This window comes from Paraburkholderia aspalathi (assembly GCF_905220735.1).
In the GTDB taxonomy this organism is placed as follows: Bacteria; Pseudomonadota; Gammaproteobacteria; order Burkholderiales; family Burkholderiaceae; genus Paraburkholderia; species Paraburkholderia aspalathi.
Genome location: NZ_CAJNBA010000003.1, coordinates 369,709 through 383,921, shown reverse-complemented (window position 1 = coordinate 383,921; position 14,213 = coordinate 369,709). Strand labels below are relative to the sequence as shown.

The window sequence follows — 14,213 nt, the reverse complement described above, 5'->3', positions numbered from 1 at the left end:
TCGCGTCTAGTAAGCGCCCCCGACCCGATGCTGCGCCACGAAATGATCCGGTCCGACCGCAATCAGCGGCGCCACGCTCGGTTCGTCATTTAGCGCGTGGATCGGGCTCGGAATCTCATCGGCGGCGAGCATGCGTTTCGCGTGACGGCGCGCCGGATCGGCGACCGGCACCGCGCCCATCAGCTTCTTCGTGTACGGGTGCTGCGGCGCTTCGAACACCGCGCGGCGCGGGCCGATCTCGACGATCTGGCCGAGATACATCACCGCCACGCGATGGCTGACACGCTCCACCACCGCCATGTCATGCGAAATGAACAGATACGCAACGCCCAGTTCGCGTTGCAGATCGAGCATCAGGTTGACGATCTGCGCCTGCACGGAGACGTCCAGTGCGGAGACGGATTCGTCGGCGATGACGACTTTGGGATTCAATGCCAGCGCACGCGCAATCGCGATGCGTTGCCGTTGTCCGCCCGAAAATTCGTGCGGATAGCGCCCTGCGGCCTCGCGTGGCAGGCCAACCTTTTCGAGCAGCCACGCCACGCGCGCTTGTGCTTCGGCGCCTTGAGCGACGCCGTGCACGAGCAGCGGCTCCATGATCGAGAAGCCGACCGTCAAGCGCGGATTCAGCGAAGCAAACGGGTCCTGAAAAATAAACTGGATATTGCGGCGCAACGCTTGCAACGCAGGGCCGGTGAGCGAGCTGATTTCCTTGCCGTCGAATTCGATCGAGCCGCTCTGGCTTTCGACGAGGCGCAGCAATGAACGGCCCGTCGTCGATTTACCGCAACCCGATTCGCCGACCAGCGCGAGCGTTTCACCCGGGCGCAGATCGAAGCTGACTTTTTCGACCGCATGCACGCGGCCGGTCAAACGCCCGAACACGCCGCTCTTGACCGGAAAGCGCGTGACCAGATCGCGCACGCGCAGAATCGGCGGCGTGCTGTCGTGGATCAACGGTTGGGTTTCTTGTGCGACGGCGGCAGCGGGACGAACGGCATCGTCGGTGCCGGTCAGCGCCGCCTGCTCGACGGTCAGAATCGGAAACTTGGCGGGCTGATCGGTGCCCTGCATCGCGCCAAGGCGCGGGACCGCCGCAAGCAATGCCTTCGTATAAGGATGCGAAGGCGCGGCGAACAACGTCTCCGACACCCCCTCTTCCACTTTCTCGCCGCGATACATCACCAGCACGCGATCGGCCACCTCGGCCACCACACCCATGTCGTGCGTGATGAAGATCACGCCCATGTTCATCTCGTCCTGCAAGCCGCGAATCAATTGCAGGATCTGCGCCTGGATCGTGACGTCGAGCGCGGTGGTCGGCTCGTCGGCGATCAGTAGTGCGGGCTTGCACGACAACGCCATCGCGATCATCACGCGTTGGCGCATACCGCCGGACAGCTGATGCGGAAAACGTGCGGCCACCCGGCGCGCTTCCGGAATGCGTACGAGTTCGAGCAGACGCAGCGTTTCGGCGTGCGCGGCAGAACGGCTCTTGCCTTGATGCAGTGCAATCGCTTCGCTGATCTGGTCGCCTACCGTGAACACCGGATTCAGCGAGGTCATCGGCTCCTGGAAGATCATCGCGATGTCGGCGCCGCGAATCGAACGCATCGTGCCGGACGACGCTTTCGCGAGGTCGAGCACGCTGCCGTCGCGGCGCCGGAAAGCGATGCTGCCGCCGGCAAGGCGCCCACCGCCATGCTCGATCAGCCGCATCAACGCGAGCGATGTCACCGATTTGCCTGAGCCCGATTCGCCGACGATCGCCAGCGTCTCGCCACGCTCGACCGTCAGCGAGAGATTGCGCACCGCGTTGACGGTCTTGTCGCCGCTGCGGAATGCGACCGACAGATTGTCGACCGCAAGCACGCGTTGCGGCGGCAAGGTTTCGATAAGCGGACGAGCGGTGTGCGATGAAGTCGGCACGATGGTTCCTTTGGATTCGGACGCGGCTAACGGTGATTCAAACGAAAACTTAAGCGGCAACTCAAGCGGCAGTTCACGCGACGATGCAGCAAGACCGCATCAGCGATAGATCGCCGTCACCGGCGACTCGCCGATCCGTGCGAAACCGCGATACATGCCCTCGGTGTTGAACGGCAGCGTGACGTTGCCGCGTGCATCGACGGCGATCAGGCCACCGCGTCCGTCGATCTTCGGCAAGCGGTTCATCACCACGTCGCGCGCTGCTTCTTCGAGCGAGACGTTGCGGTACGCCATCTGCGCCGCCACGTCGTAGGCGGCCACCATGCGCATGAACATCTCGCCAGAACCAGTGGTTGAGACCGCGCAGGTTGCGTCGTCCGCGTAACAACCCGCGCCGATCAGCGGCGTATCGCCGACCCGGCCCACCTGCTTGTTGGTGACGCCGCCTGTCGATGTCGCGGCTGCAACGTGGCCATGCTGGTCGAGCGCGACCGCGCCGACGGTGCCGAACTTGCGATTCGGATCGATCGGCTCGTGCGGCGTGGGATCGTCGTCGCTCGACGATGGCGCGGAGGCCAGCGTCGCGCCGTCGTGATCGAGCATTGCGCGCTGCTGACCGCGTGCGAGTTGCCATTGGCGATGACGCGCTTCGGTATGGAAATACTCGGGCTCGACGAATTCAAGTCCTTGTGCGGCCGCGAAGGCTTCGGCGCCTGCGCCGGTAAACAACACGTGTTCGCTGCGTTCGAGTACGCGGCGCGCCGCCAGAATCGGATTGCGTACGCGCGTCACGCAGCAGATCGCACCGGCGTCGAGCGTGCTGCCGTCCATGATGGCCGCGTCGAGTTCATGCGTGCCGGCGGCTGTGTAGACCGCGCCGCGGCCTGCGTTGAAGAGCGGACAGTCTTCGAGCAGACGGACGGCTTCGCTAACGGCGTCGAGCGCGCTGCCGCCGTCGGCGAGTACGCGCTGTCCGGCGCTCAGCACAGCGTGCAAGGCAGCGTGATAGTCGGCTTCGGCGCTGGCCGACATCGACGCGCGCAGGATCGTGCCTGCCCCGCCGTGAATGGCAATGACTGCGTTGGGGTTCATTTTTTGGCTTTGGTAGTGCGGGGAATGCGAGTGGAAGCGTTCACAGACTGCTCGCTTGTGCTGGCGACAGCAGCTTGCGGATCGGTAAGCCACGGCAGTACGAATTCGGTGACTTCGGCGGCGGCCTTCACCGAGCGTTTCGCCCGGTAGGCGACCGCGTCGCACAGCGCTTCGATAACAGCCAGCACGGCGGCATCAGCATTGGCCGCAAGTCGCCGTTCAGAGCGGATATAGAGCGAGAGATCGGCGAATTGCGCGAGCGGCGAGCGCGGGCCGTCGGTCAAAGCGAGCACGCGCGCCCCGCGACTTGCCGCACGCCGCGCAAGTTCGATTGTGTCTTCGACGTAACGCGGAAACACGATCCCGATCACCAGATCGCCTTCATTCGAAGCGAACAGACGCCGCGCGGCATGCGAGGGTCCGCCGACTAACGCAAGCGACTGCACGTTGTCGTGATACGGCATCAGGCCGTGCTCCATCAAGCCGGCGAGGAACGCGCTCGAACCCGCGCCGAGCACAAAGACGCGACGCGCGGAGATGATCGCTTCTACGGCGGCCTCGGCGGCGGCGCTGTCGATCGCTGAGCGAGTGGATTGCAGATTGGTTGCGGCCTGTTCGAGCGACGCGTCAATCACATCGTCGCCGGAAGCAAGCGATTCCTGCGCGCTACGCAGCCGCTCTACCGGCGCGAGCGTCGCTTCGAAGCCACGTACTAGCGCTTCCCGAAACTGCGGATAACCGTCGAAGCCGAGCGCGCGGGCGAAGCGATTCGCCGTCGCCACCGACGCACCGACCACACTTGCCAGTTCGTCGATTCGCATGGTCGCCGCACGGAACAGATTCGCCAGCACGTATTCGCCCATGCGCCGATGAATCGGCGTGAGGGTCGGCATCGCCGCGGCGATGCGCGTGGCGATGGCCTGCTCGGCGGGGTTCGAAGCAACGGACGAGTGATGGATCATGCGAGCAAGGCGGCCTGGTAACTGCCCTCAAAGAGGACTTCATTCGGGGGGTGTAAGCAAAATGCATGAAAGTATATTTACATAGAAATTTCGCCGAAAAAAATTCATTTTCATTTTCGAGGGTTTTCACGGACGCCCGCACCTGCCTTGGCACGCAGCGCATGCCATCCGATGAAAACCAGTTTTCATTGCGCGACTGCTGCGCCTTCAGGAATATGCGCGAGCCGCGCCGCCGGCGACATGACGATGATCAACGCCTGCACAAGGAAAGCCGCCGCGGCCGCGACCAGACACGCGTCCATCCCCCAGCGCGCACTGATCGCCGCACCGAGCAACGCGCCCAGCGGCCGCGCGCCATAGGTCGCGGTGCTGTTGAGCGCTGAGACGCGACCCATCATCCGTTCAGGTGTGATCGCCTGACGCAGCGTGGTCGAGCCGACCACCCACAAAATCGGTCCGGCGCCGAGCAGGAAGAAGCTCAGCATCGCGAGCCAGAACGACGGCGTGACGATCGTCGCCACCATCACGAGCGAAGCGAGCAAACCGCACGACGGTCCGATGATCAGCACGCGACCGAACGCGAGACGCCGCGCGATGGCCGGTGCAGCGAGCGCGCCGCACACCATGCCGACGCCATACGCGCCGAGCGTCACACCGACCATCGAAGCGCTCAAGCCCAAGCGATGCACGGCGTACGGCACATACACCGCCTGCAGCACGAAGAAACCGAGGTTGAAGAAGATCGCGGTAGCGAGCATCGGACGCAGCAACGCGTCGCGCAGCACGAAGCGCGTACCGTCGCGCAGTTCCAGCAGGAAGTGACGCTGGGGAGCAGCCGCTCGCGGCGGTTCGCGCAGCCCCGCGAGCAAGACGACGGCCAGCGCCGATAGGCCGGCCGCGCAGCCATACGCCCATCCCGCGCCGATCCAACCGACCAACAGTCCGCCGAGCGCCGGTCCCGCCGAATACGCGACGCTGCGCGCCAGTTCGAGCCGGCCGTTGGCCTGGGCGTATGCCTCGCGCGGCACGATCGACGGCACCAGCGAAGGCGCCGCGACGTTATAGGCAACCGTGCCAGTCGCGGCAATGAAGCCGAGCGCGGCGAGCAGCGGCAAGCTCAGCGCATGCGTCATCAGGAGCAGCAGCACGCACAACATTGCGATCACGCGCACGCTTTCGGCGAGCGTCATCAACGTGCGGCGCGAGCGGCGGTCGGCCCATACGCCGAGCGGAATCGACAACAACAGGAACGGCAAGGTCTGCGCGGTTTGCAGCAGACCGGTCTCGCGTGCGCCGGCGCCGAGCGCGAACACGGCGACGAGCGGCGCGGCGGCAAGGCTGATCTGCTCAGCGGATTGCGCGACCAGATTCGACCATGCGAGCCGCTGGAATGCGGCCGGCAGACGAAGCGCGGATGAAGACGACGAAGAGGAAGCGGCGTGCATCGATGAACTCCTGCGACGGGATGGGGAAAGACCATCGTGGTCGCTAAGGCGCTGCGCGGCGCTCCGCTTCTTGCGGTGTTATTCTTCGCTCGCCATGAATCTCGAAAGCATCCTCTTCACACAAGGTTTCGGCTCGCGCCGCCAATGCCGGGCGCTGATCGGCGACGGCCGCGTGAGCATCGACGGCTCCGTCTGCGCCGATGCCGACGCCGATTTCCCAACCGACGACAGCACGTTCTGCTTCAGCGTGGACGGGGCCGTCTGGCCGTATCGCGAGCACGCCTATCTGTTGCTGAACAAACCTGCCGGCTACGAATGTTCGCGCGATCCGCAGCATCATCTGAGCGTGTTCAGCCTGCTGCCGCCGCAGTTCGCCGAACGTGGCGTGCAGTGCGTGGGCCGCCTCGATCAGGACACGACCGGCCTCCTGCTGCTCTCCGACGACGGCAAGTTCGTGCATATGTTCACGTCGCCGAAACGCAAAGTGCCGAAGCTGTATATCGCGACCACGCGCCATCCCATCGACGACGCCCAGTTGCACGCCTTACGCGACGGCGTCTTGCTGCACGGCGAGCCCAAGCCGATCGTCGCTGTCGACGTAGAGGCGCGCGGCGAACACGCGCTGGCCCTCACCGTGATGGAAGGCAAATATCACCAGGTCAAGCGGATGATCGCGGCAGCCGGCAACCGTTGCGAAGCGCTGCATCGCGAGCGGATCGGTGGACTCGCATTGCCCGCGACGCTCGCGGAAGGCGCATGGCAATGGCTCGACGAAACCGACCTCGGATCTTTACGGAGCGGGTAAACAGGTAGGACCCTTTTAGAGCCTTGATGCGTCAGGAGAATCGTGTGCGCCCCCACACATAGGCTCTCGCGGACACCTGATTGCACGCTGCATCGCAGCATGCTCTTCCTTACAAGTCGCTCTATACTCGTTTAAACGAAGACTACAAAGGTCTCAGGGAGGGGCGCCATGGTCATCCACGACACTATTCAAATTTCGACCGTGATGATTGCTTTCACGTGTCTCGGGATCGTCCTGGTCGGCGGACTGCTGGTCATGATGCGGCTGCGGCACAAATATCATCCGAACCTGATCGGCGCGCTGATCGGCGCCATGCTGTGTTTCCTGTTGCTGGAGGCATTGCCGGCGCTGACGTAAGCCAGCGCGGCAGGGAATCTGACCGGGTCATGCCTGGCGCTGCGAGCATTTGATTTTCCCTCGGCCGAATACCTTGAAAACGCGCCGCCTGCCGGCGCGTTTTCAATTTCCACGCTTCGCGAAAAAATCCTCGACACTCGGATATTGCAAGCGCACGCGCAACTCCTCTTTGAGGCGCCGATTCACGAGCCGCCTCGATTCACGCATGAAGGACAGCAAGGTCGGCTCGATCTGCTGCTCCGCCTCCGCGCGCGTGATGCGAGGCGCGCGCTCGAGGCCGAACGCATCGGCCACCGCATCGAAGTACTCTCCCATTTTCAGCGACGTATCGTCGGACGCATGAATCACGCGCCCCGGCCGCCCGTGGGTGGCGAGACGCACGAGGATCGCGGCCAGGTCGTCGGCGTGGATATGGTTGGTGTAGACGTCGTCGGCGTCGATCAGGGCAGGAGTGCGCTTTTCCAGCCGCGCGAGCGGCAGGCGGTTGCTCGCATAGATGCCCGGAATCCGCGCGATGCTGGCAGCGACCACGCCGCGCGCGGTGGCGCGCCGCAATTGCCGCTCGGCCGAGACGCGCCGCTTGGCGCGTGCATTAGCCGGCTGCGGCGCGCGCGTCTCGTCGATCCACGTGCCGCCACAATCGCCGTACACGCCTGTCGTGCTCGCGTACACCAGCCTCACAGGCACGTGCGGAGCGGCGGTCCAGCGCACCCTGTCGGGTACAATATTGGCTGCTTCAGATTCCGCCCATGAGGCACTCAAGTTGCGCAACCCGCGGCGCAGCCGCCCTACCGGCGCCACCGCGCCGCGCGCGGCGCGCATCGCCCGATCACGGCGTGCGCTCAACGTTGCGAGCAAGGCGCGGGTGCGGCGGTCATCGTCACCGGTCTTTTGCGGTGGCGCGAGATGCAGCACCGTCGGCGCGAGGCCGGCAAGCCGTTTCAGGCTGCGGCGCGCGTCGAGGTCGCCGACCAGCGGCGTGACGCCGGCGGCGCGCAATTCGGCACCGCGCTCGGCGTGGCTGGTGAGCGCGAAGACATGCGCGTGTGGCCGCAACAGGGGCACGCAGCGCATGCCAACGTCCCCGCAGCCAACAATCAACACGCGCGGCCGGCGTAAATTTCGTGTCGCTTTCATGGTGGACGCATTGTAGCCGTCAAGCGCGGCAGGTACCGCACAGTTGCACAGCGGGTCCGATAACGATTACCGACTTTTCGATTTCGAACACTCTATGGCATTTAACGTCACGCTCCGGCAAAGCGGCCGGCAGTTTCAGGTAGAACAGGACGAACCGGTCCTGATCGCGGCCTTGCGCCAGGGCATTGGTCTGCCGTACGGCTGCAAGAACGGCGCCTGCGGCTCATGCAAAGGCACCGTGGTCAGCGGTCAGATCGAACAGCGTCAGCATTCGTCGTCGGCTTTGTCGAACGACGAAAAGACGCGCGGCATGGCCCTCTTCTGCTGCGCGACGGCCTGCTCCGATCTCGAAGTGGATATCCGCGAAGTAGCCGGCGTAGGCGACGTGCAGGTCAAGAAACTGCCGTGCCGAGTGAACGCGATCGAGCGCAAGGCCGACGATGTCGTCGTGCTGAAGTTGCAATTGCCCGCTAACGAGCGTCTGCAATATCTGGCCGGCCAGTACCTCGAATTCATTCTGAAAGACGGCAAGCGCCGCAGCTATTCGATGGCGAGTGCGCCGCACACCGAAGGCCCGATCGAATTGCATATCCGTCATATGCCCGGCGGCGCATTCACGGACCACGTGTTCAACACGATAAAAGAGCGTGACATCCTGCGCTTCGAAGCCCCGCTCGGCACCTTCTTCCTGCGTGAAGACTCGGACAAGCCGATCGTGCTGCTCGCCTCGGGCACGGGCTTCGCGCCGCTGAAGGCGATCGTCGAACACGCGGTGTTCAAGAACCTGAACCGGCCGATGACGCTTTATTGGGGCGCGCGCCGCAAGAAGGACCTGTACCTGCTCGAGCTCGCCGAGCAATGGGCTCGCGAGATTCCGAACTTCAAGTTCGTGCCGGTGCTGTCGGAACCGGACGCGGGCGACGCGTGGACGGGTCGCGTCGGCTTCGTGCATCGCGCGGTGATCGAGGATCTGCCGGACCTGTCGCCGTATCAGGTGTACGCGTGCGGCGCACCGGTGATGGTCGAGTCGGCACAGCGCGATTTCACCCAGCATCATGGGCTGCCGGAAGACGAGTTCTACGCGGACTCCTTCACGAGCGCGGCGGATCTGGCGAACGCGGTTTGAGGGAGTGCGTAGCATCGGCGCAGGTGCGTCGATGCTCGCGAAGCGGAGTTCTGAAAGCACGGCTATGCATATGGCCGTGCTTTGCGCATGGATGATTTGCACGGACGAACGCGTCGAGTCTGATCTGCAACGCGTGCGCCTGATTTTCTAGCGCCGCATGCTCTGGCTTGAGCAGCTTGCGCAATGCGATTTCGACCACCGCAGTAACGCTCATCAGTGCACCGGCAAGCTGCAACATCTCCTGATGAAGAGCGACGGCTGCACGAGTGCTGCCTGCCATTGCCTGAAACGTACCGAGACGTTCGCCCGAAAGCAGTGCGGCGACTGCAGTAATTTCTTCATCTGTCAGGTGCTTCATTGACCTTTGGCTCCTGTGCTTTTAGAATTGCTTGCGATAAGTCGGGATCAGCGTCGGCAGCTATCTTCGGATGGGCGGACCCCCGGCTTCCTGATTGAAAATGGGCGCTCTCCTGAGCGCCCATTTGCATTTCTGGCGGCCGTTTGTACCGCTTTATGCCGGCTTGTTCCGCCCTGCCGGACAGCTGCTCAAACAGCCAATTTCACATTTTAGTCAGCCGCCGATCTCATAATCGGCGTACAACCTGGTCTGCCGCTGCGGACAAAAAATATCCGCCCAATGCAAATTCATGGTTTACACCAGCGCTTTTCTTGTCGTATTCTTTCGCGCATGAACCGCATCCAGTCCGAACTCCGACGTCGCCGCTCGCCGCTCCCTTAGGGGCGCCGCTGGCTTCGTCACGGATTCGCGCCGCACAACGGCGCAAGCAGTTCGAATCATGAAAGCCACGGCATGCCGTGGCTTTTTTGTTTGCTTTTTTTGTTTTCACCGGCCGCTGCTTCATTTGAGGCCAACCGCTCACTCACCCTTCACCCCGCTGTCTGGAGCTTGCCGTCATGAATTTCAATGAGTACCCGATCGAGTCGCTGATGTACATCACGAACCGGCCCGAAATCGTTTTCACGCACGGCAAGGGCTCGTGGCTCTACGACAATAACGGCAAGCGATATCTGGATTTCATCCAGGGCTGGGCGGTCAACAGCCTCGGCCATTGCAACGACGGCATGATCGAAGCGCTCAACACGCAATCGAAGCTGCTGCTGAATCCGTCGCCGGCCTTCTACAACGAGCCGATGGCGAAGCTCGCCGGACTGCTCACCCAGCACAGCTGCTTCGACAAGGTGTTCTTCGCGAACAGCGGCGCCGAAGCGAACGAAGGCGCAATCAAGCTCGCGCGCAAGTGGGGCAAGAAGTTCAAGGACGGCGCGTTCGAAATCATCACGTTCGATCACAGCTTCCACGGCCGCACGCTCGCCACCATGTCGGCAAGCGGCAAGCCGGGTTGGGACACGATCTACGCACCGCAAGTGCCGGGCTTCCCGAAGGCGGATCTGAACGACATCGCATCGGTCGAAAAGCTGATCAATGCGAAGACCGTCGCGGTAATGCTGGAGCCGATTCAGGGCGAAGGCGGCGTGATTCCCGCCACGCGCGAGTTCATGCAGCAACTGCGGGCGCTGACCAAGAAACACAATCTGCTCCTGATCGTCGACGAAGTGCAAAGCGGTTGCGGCCGTGCCGGCACCTTGTTCGCGTATGAACTGTCGGGCATCGAGCCGGACATCATGACGCTCGGCAAGGGCATCGGTGGGGGCGTGCCGCTCGCGGCGCTGCTCGCCAAAGCTGAAATCGCCGTGTTCGAAGCAGGCGACCAGGGCGGTACTTACAACGGCAATCCGCTGATGACTGCGGTCGGCTACTCGGTGATCTCGCAGCTGACCGCGCCGGGCTTCCTCGAAGGCGTGCGTGCACGCGGCGAATATCTGCGCGCCAAGCTGCTCGAACTGTCGGAAGAGCGCGGCTTCGAAGGCGAACGCGGTGAAGGTCTACTGCGCGCCCTGCTGCTCGGCAAGGACATCGGCAACCAGATCGTCGAGAAGGCTCGCCTGATGCAGCCCGACGGCCTGCTGCTGAACGCGGCGCGTCCGAACCTGCTGCGTTTCATGCCGGCACTGAACGTCACGAATGAAGAAATCGACCAGATGATGGCGATGCTGCGTTCGATTCTCGACACGCTGTAATCACACAGGAAAGCGCGTATGACGACGACCGCAACGCTATCGATCCGCCGCTTCGAAGCGAGCGACACCGACGCCGTGGTCGCGCTGTGGCAGGAAGCATTCCCCGAGTATCGGGACGTGACGAGACCACAGCGCAATCCGCATCTGTCGATCGCCAACAAGCTGGCGACGCAGCCGGAACTGTTCTTTGTCGCCGTGTTCGACGAGCGTATCGTCGGCACGGTGATGGGCGGTTATGACGGGCACCGAGGCTGGCTGTATTCGCTCGCGGTGGATGAATCGTTGCGACGTCACGGCATCGGCACGCGCCTCGTCGCCCATGTCGAAAACGCGCTGACCGAACGTGGATGCCCGAAGCTGAATTTGCAGGTGCTCTCCGCGAAGGACGACGTGCGCGCGTTCTATGAAGCGCTCGGGTATCGTGCGGATGCTGTTATCAGTCTCGGCAAACGACTGGGCGAACTGGCGGAAACGCCGGCGGCTTAAGCGCGGGCAATCGCCTGAATAGAAAAAGGCCGCATGCGCTTCGATCGCGCATGCGGCCTTTTTGCGTCTACAGCAAATTTAACCCGAGTTATTCACCCAGATAAGCTGCCCGAACCTTCGGGTCATCCAGCATCTGCTTCGCATCACCGGACATCGTCACCAGGCCCGAGTCCATCACGTAGCCGCGGTTCGCCGCCTGCAACGCGAGACGCGCGTTCTGCTCGACCAGCAGCACCGTCATGCCTTCAGCCGAGATCGCCCGCACCACTTCGAAGATCTTCTCGACCATGATCGGCGACAGACCCATCGACGGTTCATCCAGCAACAACAACTTCGGCTTGCTGATGATCGCGCGCGCCATTGCCAGCATCTGCTGTTCGCCGCCCGACAACGTGCCCGCATATTGCGTCGCACGTTCCTTCAGGCGCGGAAAAAAGCCGAACATACGATCGACGTCTGCCTTGATGGCGTCGGTGTCGTTGCGCAGATACGCACCCATCTGCATGTTCTCGACGATCGACATGCGTGAGAAAATCCCGCGGCCTTCCGGCACCATCGCGAGACCGCGCTTGAGCAGCTCGTGCGCCGGGATGCCCTTGATCGACTCACCCATGTACTCGATATCGCCTGCCGAGTACGGCTTCAGACCCGTGATCGCCTTCATCGTCGTGGTCTTGCCCGCGCCGTTCGCGCCGATCAGCGTGACCAGTTCGCCCTGCGCAACTTCGAGATCGATACCCTTGACTGCCTGGATGCCGCCGTAATTGACCTGCAGGCCCTTGATTTTCAACATTGCCGTTGCCATTAGTGGACCCCCGCACCCAGATAAGCTTCGATCACCTTCGGATCCTTCTGCACGTCTGAAGGCAGACCTTGCGCAATCACCTTGCCGTAGTCGAGCACCGTCATCTGGTTGCACAGACCCATCACCAGTTTCACGTCGTGCTCGATCAGCAGAATCGTCTTGCCGTCGCTGCGGATCTTGTCGAGCAGCTTGGTCAGCTCGACCTTTTCCGTTGCGTTCATGCCGGCAGCCGGTTCATCCAGTGCGAGCAGCTTCGGATCCGTTGCCAGCGCGCGGGCGATTTCCAGACGGCGCTGGTGACCGTACGACAGATTGCGCGACGTGTAGTCCGCGTACTGCGCAATGCCGACGTATTCCAGCAGTTCGATCGCGCGTTCCTTGATCTCGCGCTCTTCCTTGCGCTCGGCCGGCGTCTGGAACACCGCGCCGATCAGGCCGTGCTTGGTACGCACATGACGGCCGACCATCACGTTTTCCAGCGCAGTCATACCGCCGAACAGACGGATGTTCTGGAACGTACGCGCAATCCCCGCCTTCGCCACCTGATAGACGGCGGTCGGCGTGTACTCCGTGCCGTCGAGCTTGAACTCGCCCGAATCCGGCGTGTACAGACCCGTGATCACGTTGAAGAAGGTCGTCTTGCCGGCGCCGTTCGGGCCGATCAGGCCGTAAATCTGGCCCGACTTGATCTGCAGGCCGACGTCGGACAGCGCCTGCAGGCCGCCGAAGCGCTTGTTCACGCCCTTGACGGACAGTCGAATGTTATCGCTCATATTTTTCTCCGTCCGTTAGGCACGCACCGGCTTCTTGCCGCTGCGCTTCGCCAGTTTCGCAATCTTGTCTTCGTGCTTCGGCGACGGCCACAGGCCTTCCGAGCGGTACAGCATGATCACGACCATCGCGAGGCCGTACAGCAACTGACGGATCACTTCGGTATCGACGATTTCATGACCGAAGATCGCGTTCTGCAGCGGACCCATCGTCGAGCGCAGGAATTCCGGGAACACTGCGAGCAGCACCGCACCGAGAATCACGCCAGGGATGTGGCCCATACCGCCCAGCACCACGCAGGCCAGCACCACGACCGATTCCCAGAACGTGAACGATTCCGGCGACACGAAGCCCTGGAACGAACCGAACATCGCGCCCGACAGGCCGCCGAACGACGCGCCCATCGCGAAAGCCAGCAGCTTCACGTTACGGGTGTTGATACCCATGGCCTTGGCGGCGATTTCATCTTCACGAATGGCGGCCCATGCACGGCCGATCCGCGAGTGCTGCAAACGCGTACAGGTCCAGATCACGAACAGCGCGCACAACACGAACAGGTAGTAGTACGAGTACACCGACGGGAACTGCAAGCCGAACAGCGAGTGGGTTTGCGCGAGGCTGAAACCCCCGACGTTGACCGGATCGATCCCCGTGATCCCCTTCGGACCATTGGTGATGTTCACCGGACGGTCGAGGTTGTTCATGAAGATCCGCACGATTTCCCCGAAGCCCAGGGTCACGATCGCGAGATAGTCGCCACGCAGACGCAGGGTCGGCGCGCCGAGCAGAACGCCGAAGGTCGCGGCTAGCGCCATCGCAATCGGCACGATGATCCAGATCGGCGTATGCAGGCCGCCCGGGAACAGGTGCGCGATCCACTCGAACTGCGAGGTCAGGTGCGGCGAACTCAGGAGAGCAGCAACGTAGGCGCCGATTGCGTAGAACGCGATGTAGCCCAAGTCCAGCAGTCCGGCGAAGCCAACCACCACGTTAAGACCCAGCGCGAGCATCACGTACAGCATCGCGAAGTCGAGCACGCGGACCCAGTAGTTGCCGCCTGCCGCGCCGATGATCATCGGTGCCGCGATCACGAAGATCGCGGTGATGATGCCGACGGTCAACGTCTTCGTCAGGTTCTTTTCAGGGATGAGCGTCGTGGACGGCTCGATCGGTTGAATTGAGGTCATGTCTGTCTACT

Annotated in this window: 14 protein-coding genes; 5 read left to right on the top strand and 9 right to left on the bottom strand. The window is 62.7% G+C overall.

The features are described from left to right. Positions 1-6 precede the first annotated feature (6 nt). The 4 genes from KHO30_RS20565 to KHO30_RS20550 form a co-directional block, all read right to left on the bottom strand. Complete coding sequence (locus KHO30_RS20565; RefSeq protein ID WP_211702047.1) at positions 7-1,929, bottom strand: dipeptide ABC transporter ATP-binding protein; 1,923 nt, start codon at positions 1,927-1,929, stop codon at positions 7-9. 99 nt (positions 1,930-2,028) lie between these two features. Beyond that, on the bottom strand, positions 2,029-3,021 hold the full coding sequence (locus KHO30_RS20560) for an isoaspartyl peptidase/L-asparaginase family protein (protein ID WP_211702045.1): 993 nt from the start codon (positions 3,019-3,021) through the stop codon (positions 2,029-2,031). After that, a complete protein-coding gene (locus tag KHO30_RS20555; RefSeq protein ID WP_211702044.1) occupies positions 3,018-3,983 on the bottom strand; it encodes a MurR/RpiR family transcriptional regulator in 966 nt (321 codons plus the stop codon). The genes KHO30_RS20560 and KHO30_RS20555 overlap by 4 nt, the downstream gene beginning before the upstream one ends. 185 nt (positions 3,984-4,168) lie before the next feature. Beyond that, positions 4,169-5,428, bottom strand: a complete 1,260-nt coding sequence (locus tag KHO30_RS20550) for an MFS transporter (protein ID WP_211702042.1) — start codon at positions 5,426-5,428, stop codon at positions 4,169-4,171. Positions 5,429-5,522: 94 nt separating this feature from the next. Between KHO30_RS20550 and KHO30_RS20545 the strand changes: the two genes are divergently transcribed. Both KHO30_RS20545 and KHO30_RS20540 read left to right on the top strand, forming a co-directional pair. Further along, positions 5,523-6,233: a pseudouridine synthase gene (locus KHO30_RS20545; RefSeq protein WP_211702040.1), complete on the top strand. Its 711-nt coding sequence runs from the start codon at positions 5,523-5,525 to the stop codon at positions 6,231-6,233. Positions 6,234-6,401: 168 nt separating this feature from the next. Further along, positions 6,402-6,590: a hypothetical protein gene (locus KHO30_RS20540; RefSeq protein WP_093638935.1), complete on the top strand. Its 189-nt coding sequence runs from the start codon at positions 6,402-6,404 to the stop codon at positions 6,588-6,590. Between the two features lie 102 nt (positions 6,591-6,692). Here KHO30_RS20540 and KHO30_RS20535 read toward each other — a convergent pair whose 3' ends face one another. After that, a complete protein-coding gene (locus tag KHO30_RS20535) occupies positions 6,693-7,727 on the bottom strand; it encodes an NAD-dependent epimerase/dehydratase family protein (protein WP_211702038.1) in 1,035 nt (344 codons plus the stop codon). Positions 7,728-7,821: 94 nt separating this feature from the next. On the opposite strand from KHO30_RS20535, the gene KHO30_RS20530 reads away from it, so the two are divergent. After that, positions 7,822-8,853 carry a CDP-6-deoxy-delta-3,4-glucoseen reductase gene (locus KHO30_RS20530; RefSeq protein WP_211702036.1) on the top strand — a complete coding sequence of 344 codons (1,032 nt, stop codon included), beginning with the start codon at positions 7,822-7,824 and terminating at the stop codon, positions 8,851-8,853. Here the strand turns inward: KHO30_RS20530 and KHO30_RS20525 are convergent. Further along, positions 8,819-9,211 (bottom strand): hypothetical protein, encoded by a 393-nt coding sequence (locus tag KHO30_RS20525; protein WP_211702034.1) that lies wholly within the window; start codon positions 9,209-9,211, stop codon positions 8,819-8,821. The two genes, KHO30_RS20530 and KHO30_RS20525, sit on opposite strands and share 35 nt — an antisense overlap. A gap of 557 nt (positions 9,212-9,768) precedes the next feature. Here KHO30_RS20525 and KHO30_RS20520 point away from each other — a divergent pair. Beyond that, on the top strand, positions 9,769-10,953 hold the full coding sequence (locus KHO30_RS20520; RefSeq protein ID WP_211702033.1) for an acetylornithine transaminase: 1,185 nt from the start codon (positions 9,769-9,771) through the stop codon (positions 10,951-10,953). Between the two features lie 18 nt (positions 10,954-10,971). Continuing rightward, positions 10,972-11,439 (top strand): GNAT family acetyltransferase, encoded by a 468-nt coding sequence (locus tag KHO30_RS20515; protein ID WP_200564721.1) that lies wholly within the window; start codon positions 10,972-10,974, stop codon positions 11,437-11,439. An 88-nt stretch (positions 11,440-11,527) separates the two neighbouring features. On the opposite strand, the gene KHO30_RS20510 is transcribed toward KHO30_RS20515, so the two are convergent. From KHO30_RS20510 to KHO30_RS20500, 3 genes are read right to left on the bottom strand one after another with little or no spacing between them, the layout of a single operon-like run. Beyond that, positions 11,528-12,244, bottom strand: a complete 717-nt coding sequence (locus KHO30_RS20510; protein WP_093638918.1) for an ABC transporter ATP-binding protein — start codon at positions 12,242-12,244, stop codon at positions 11,528-11,530. Beyond that, positions 12,244-13,017: an ABC transporter ATP-binding protein gene (locus KHO30_RS20505; RefSeq protein ID WP_054043663.1), complete on the bottom strand. Its 774-nt coding sequence runs from the start codon at positions 13,015-13,017 to the stop codon at positions 12,244-12,246. Before KHO30_RS20505 ends, KHO30_RS20510 begins: the two co-directional genes overlap by 1 nt. 15 nt (positions 13,018-13,032) lie before the next feature. Next, positions 13,033-14,202 (bottom strand): ABC transporter permease subunit, encoded by a 1,170-nt coding sequence (locus tag KHO30_RS20500; protein WP_093638915.1) that lies wholly within the window; start codon positions 14,200-14,202, stop codon positions 13,033-13,035. Between the last annotated feature and the right edge of the window lie 11 nt (positions 14,203-14,213).

What these genes read in the sequence shown, in the direction of transcription:
- KHO30_RS20550 (WP_211702042.1), bottom strand. Translation starts at nt 5,428, where the DNA reads ATGCACGCCGCTTCCTCTTCGTCGTCTTCATCCGCGCTTCGTCTGCCG.
- KHO30_RS20535 (WP_211702038.1), bottom strand. Translation starts at nt 7,727, where the DNA reads ATGAAAGCGACACGAAATTTACGCCGGCCGCGCGTGTTGATTGTTGGC.
- KHO30_RS20540 (WP_093638935.1), top strand. Translation starts at nt 6,402, where the DNA reads ATGGTCATCCACGACACTATTCAAATTTCGACCGTGATGATTGCTTTC.
- KHO30_RS20530 (WP_211702036.1), top strand. Translation starts at nt 7,822, where the DNA reads ATGGCATTTAACGTCACGCTCCGGCAAAGCGGCCGGCAGTTTCAGGTA.
- KHO30_RS20555 (WP_211702044.1), bottom strand. Translation starts at nt 3,983, where the DNA reads ATGATCCATCACTCGTCCGTTGCTTCGAACCCCGCCGAGCAGGCCATC.
- KHO30_RS20500 (WP_093638915.1), bottom strand. Translation starts at nt 14,202, where the DNA reads ATGACCTCAATTCAACCGATCGAGCCGTCCACGACGCTCATCCCTGAA.
- KHO30_RS20545 (WP_211702040.1), top strand. Translation starts at nt 5,523, where the DNA reads ATGAATCTCGAAAGCATCCTCTTCACACAAGGTTTCGGCTCGCGCCGC.
- KHO30_RS20510 (WP_093638918.1), bottom strand. Translation starts at nt 12,244, where the DNA reads ATGGCAACGGCAATGTTGAAAATCAAGGGCCTGCAGGTCAATTACGGC.
- KHO30_RS20515 (WP_200564721.1), top strand. Translation starts at nt 10,972, where the DNA reads ATGACGACGACCGCAACGCTATCGATCCGCCGCTTCGAAGCGAGCGAC.
- KHO30_RS20525 (WP_211702034.1), bottom strand. Translation starts at nt 9,211, where the DNA reads ATGAAGCACCTGACAGATGAAGAAATTACTGCAGTCGCCGCACTGCTT.
- KHO30_RS20505 (WP_054043663.1), bottom strand. Translation starts at nt 13,017, where the DNA reads ATGAGCGATAACATTCGACTGTCCGTCAAGGGCGTGAACAAGCGCTTC.
- KHO30_RS20560 (WP_211702045.1), bottom strand. Translation starts at nt 3,021, where the DNA reads ATGAACCCCAACGCAGTCATTGCCATTCACGGCGGGGCAGGCACGATC.
- KHO30_RS20520 (WP_211702033.1), top strand. Translation starts at nt 9,769, where the DNA reads ATGAATTTCAATGAGTACCCGATCGAGTCGCTGATGTACATCACGAAC.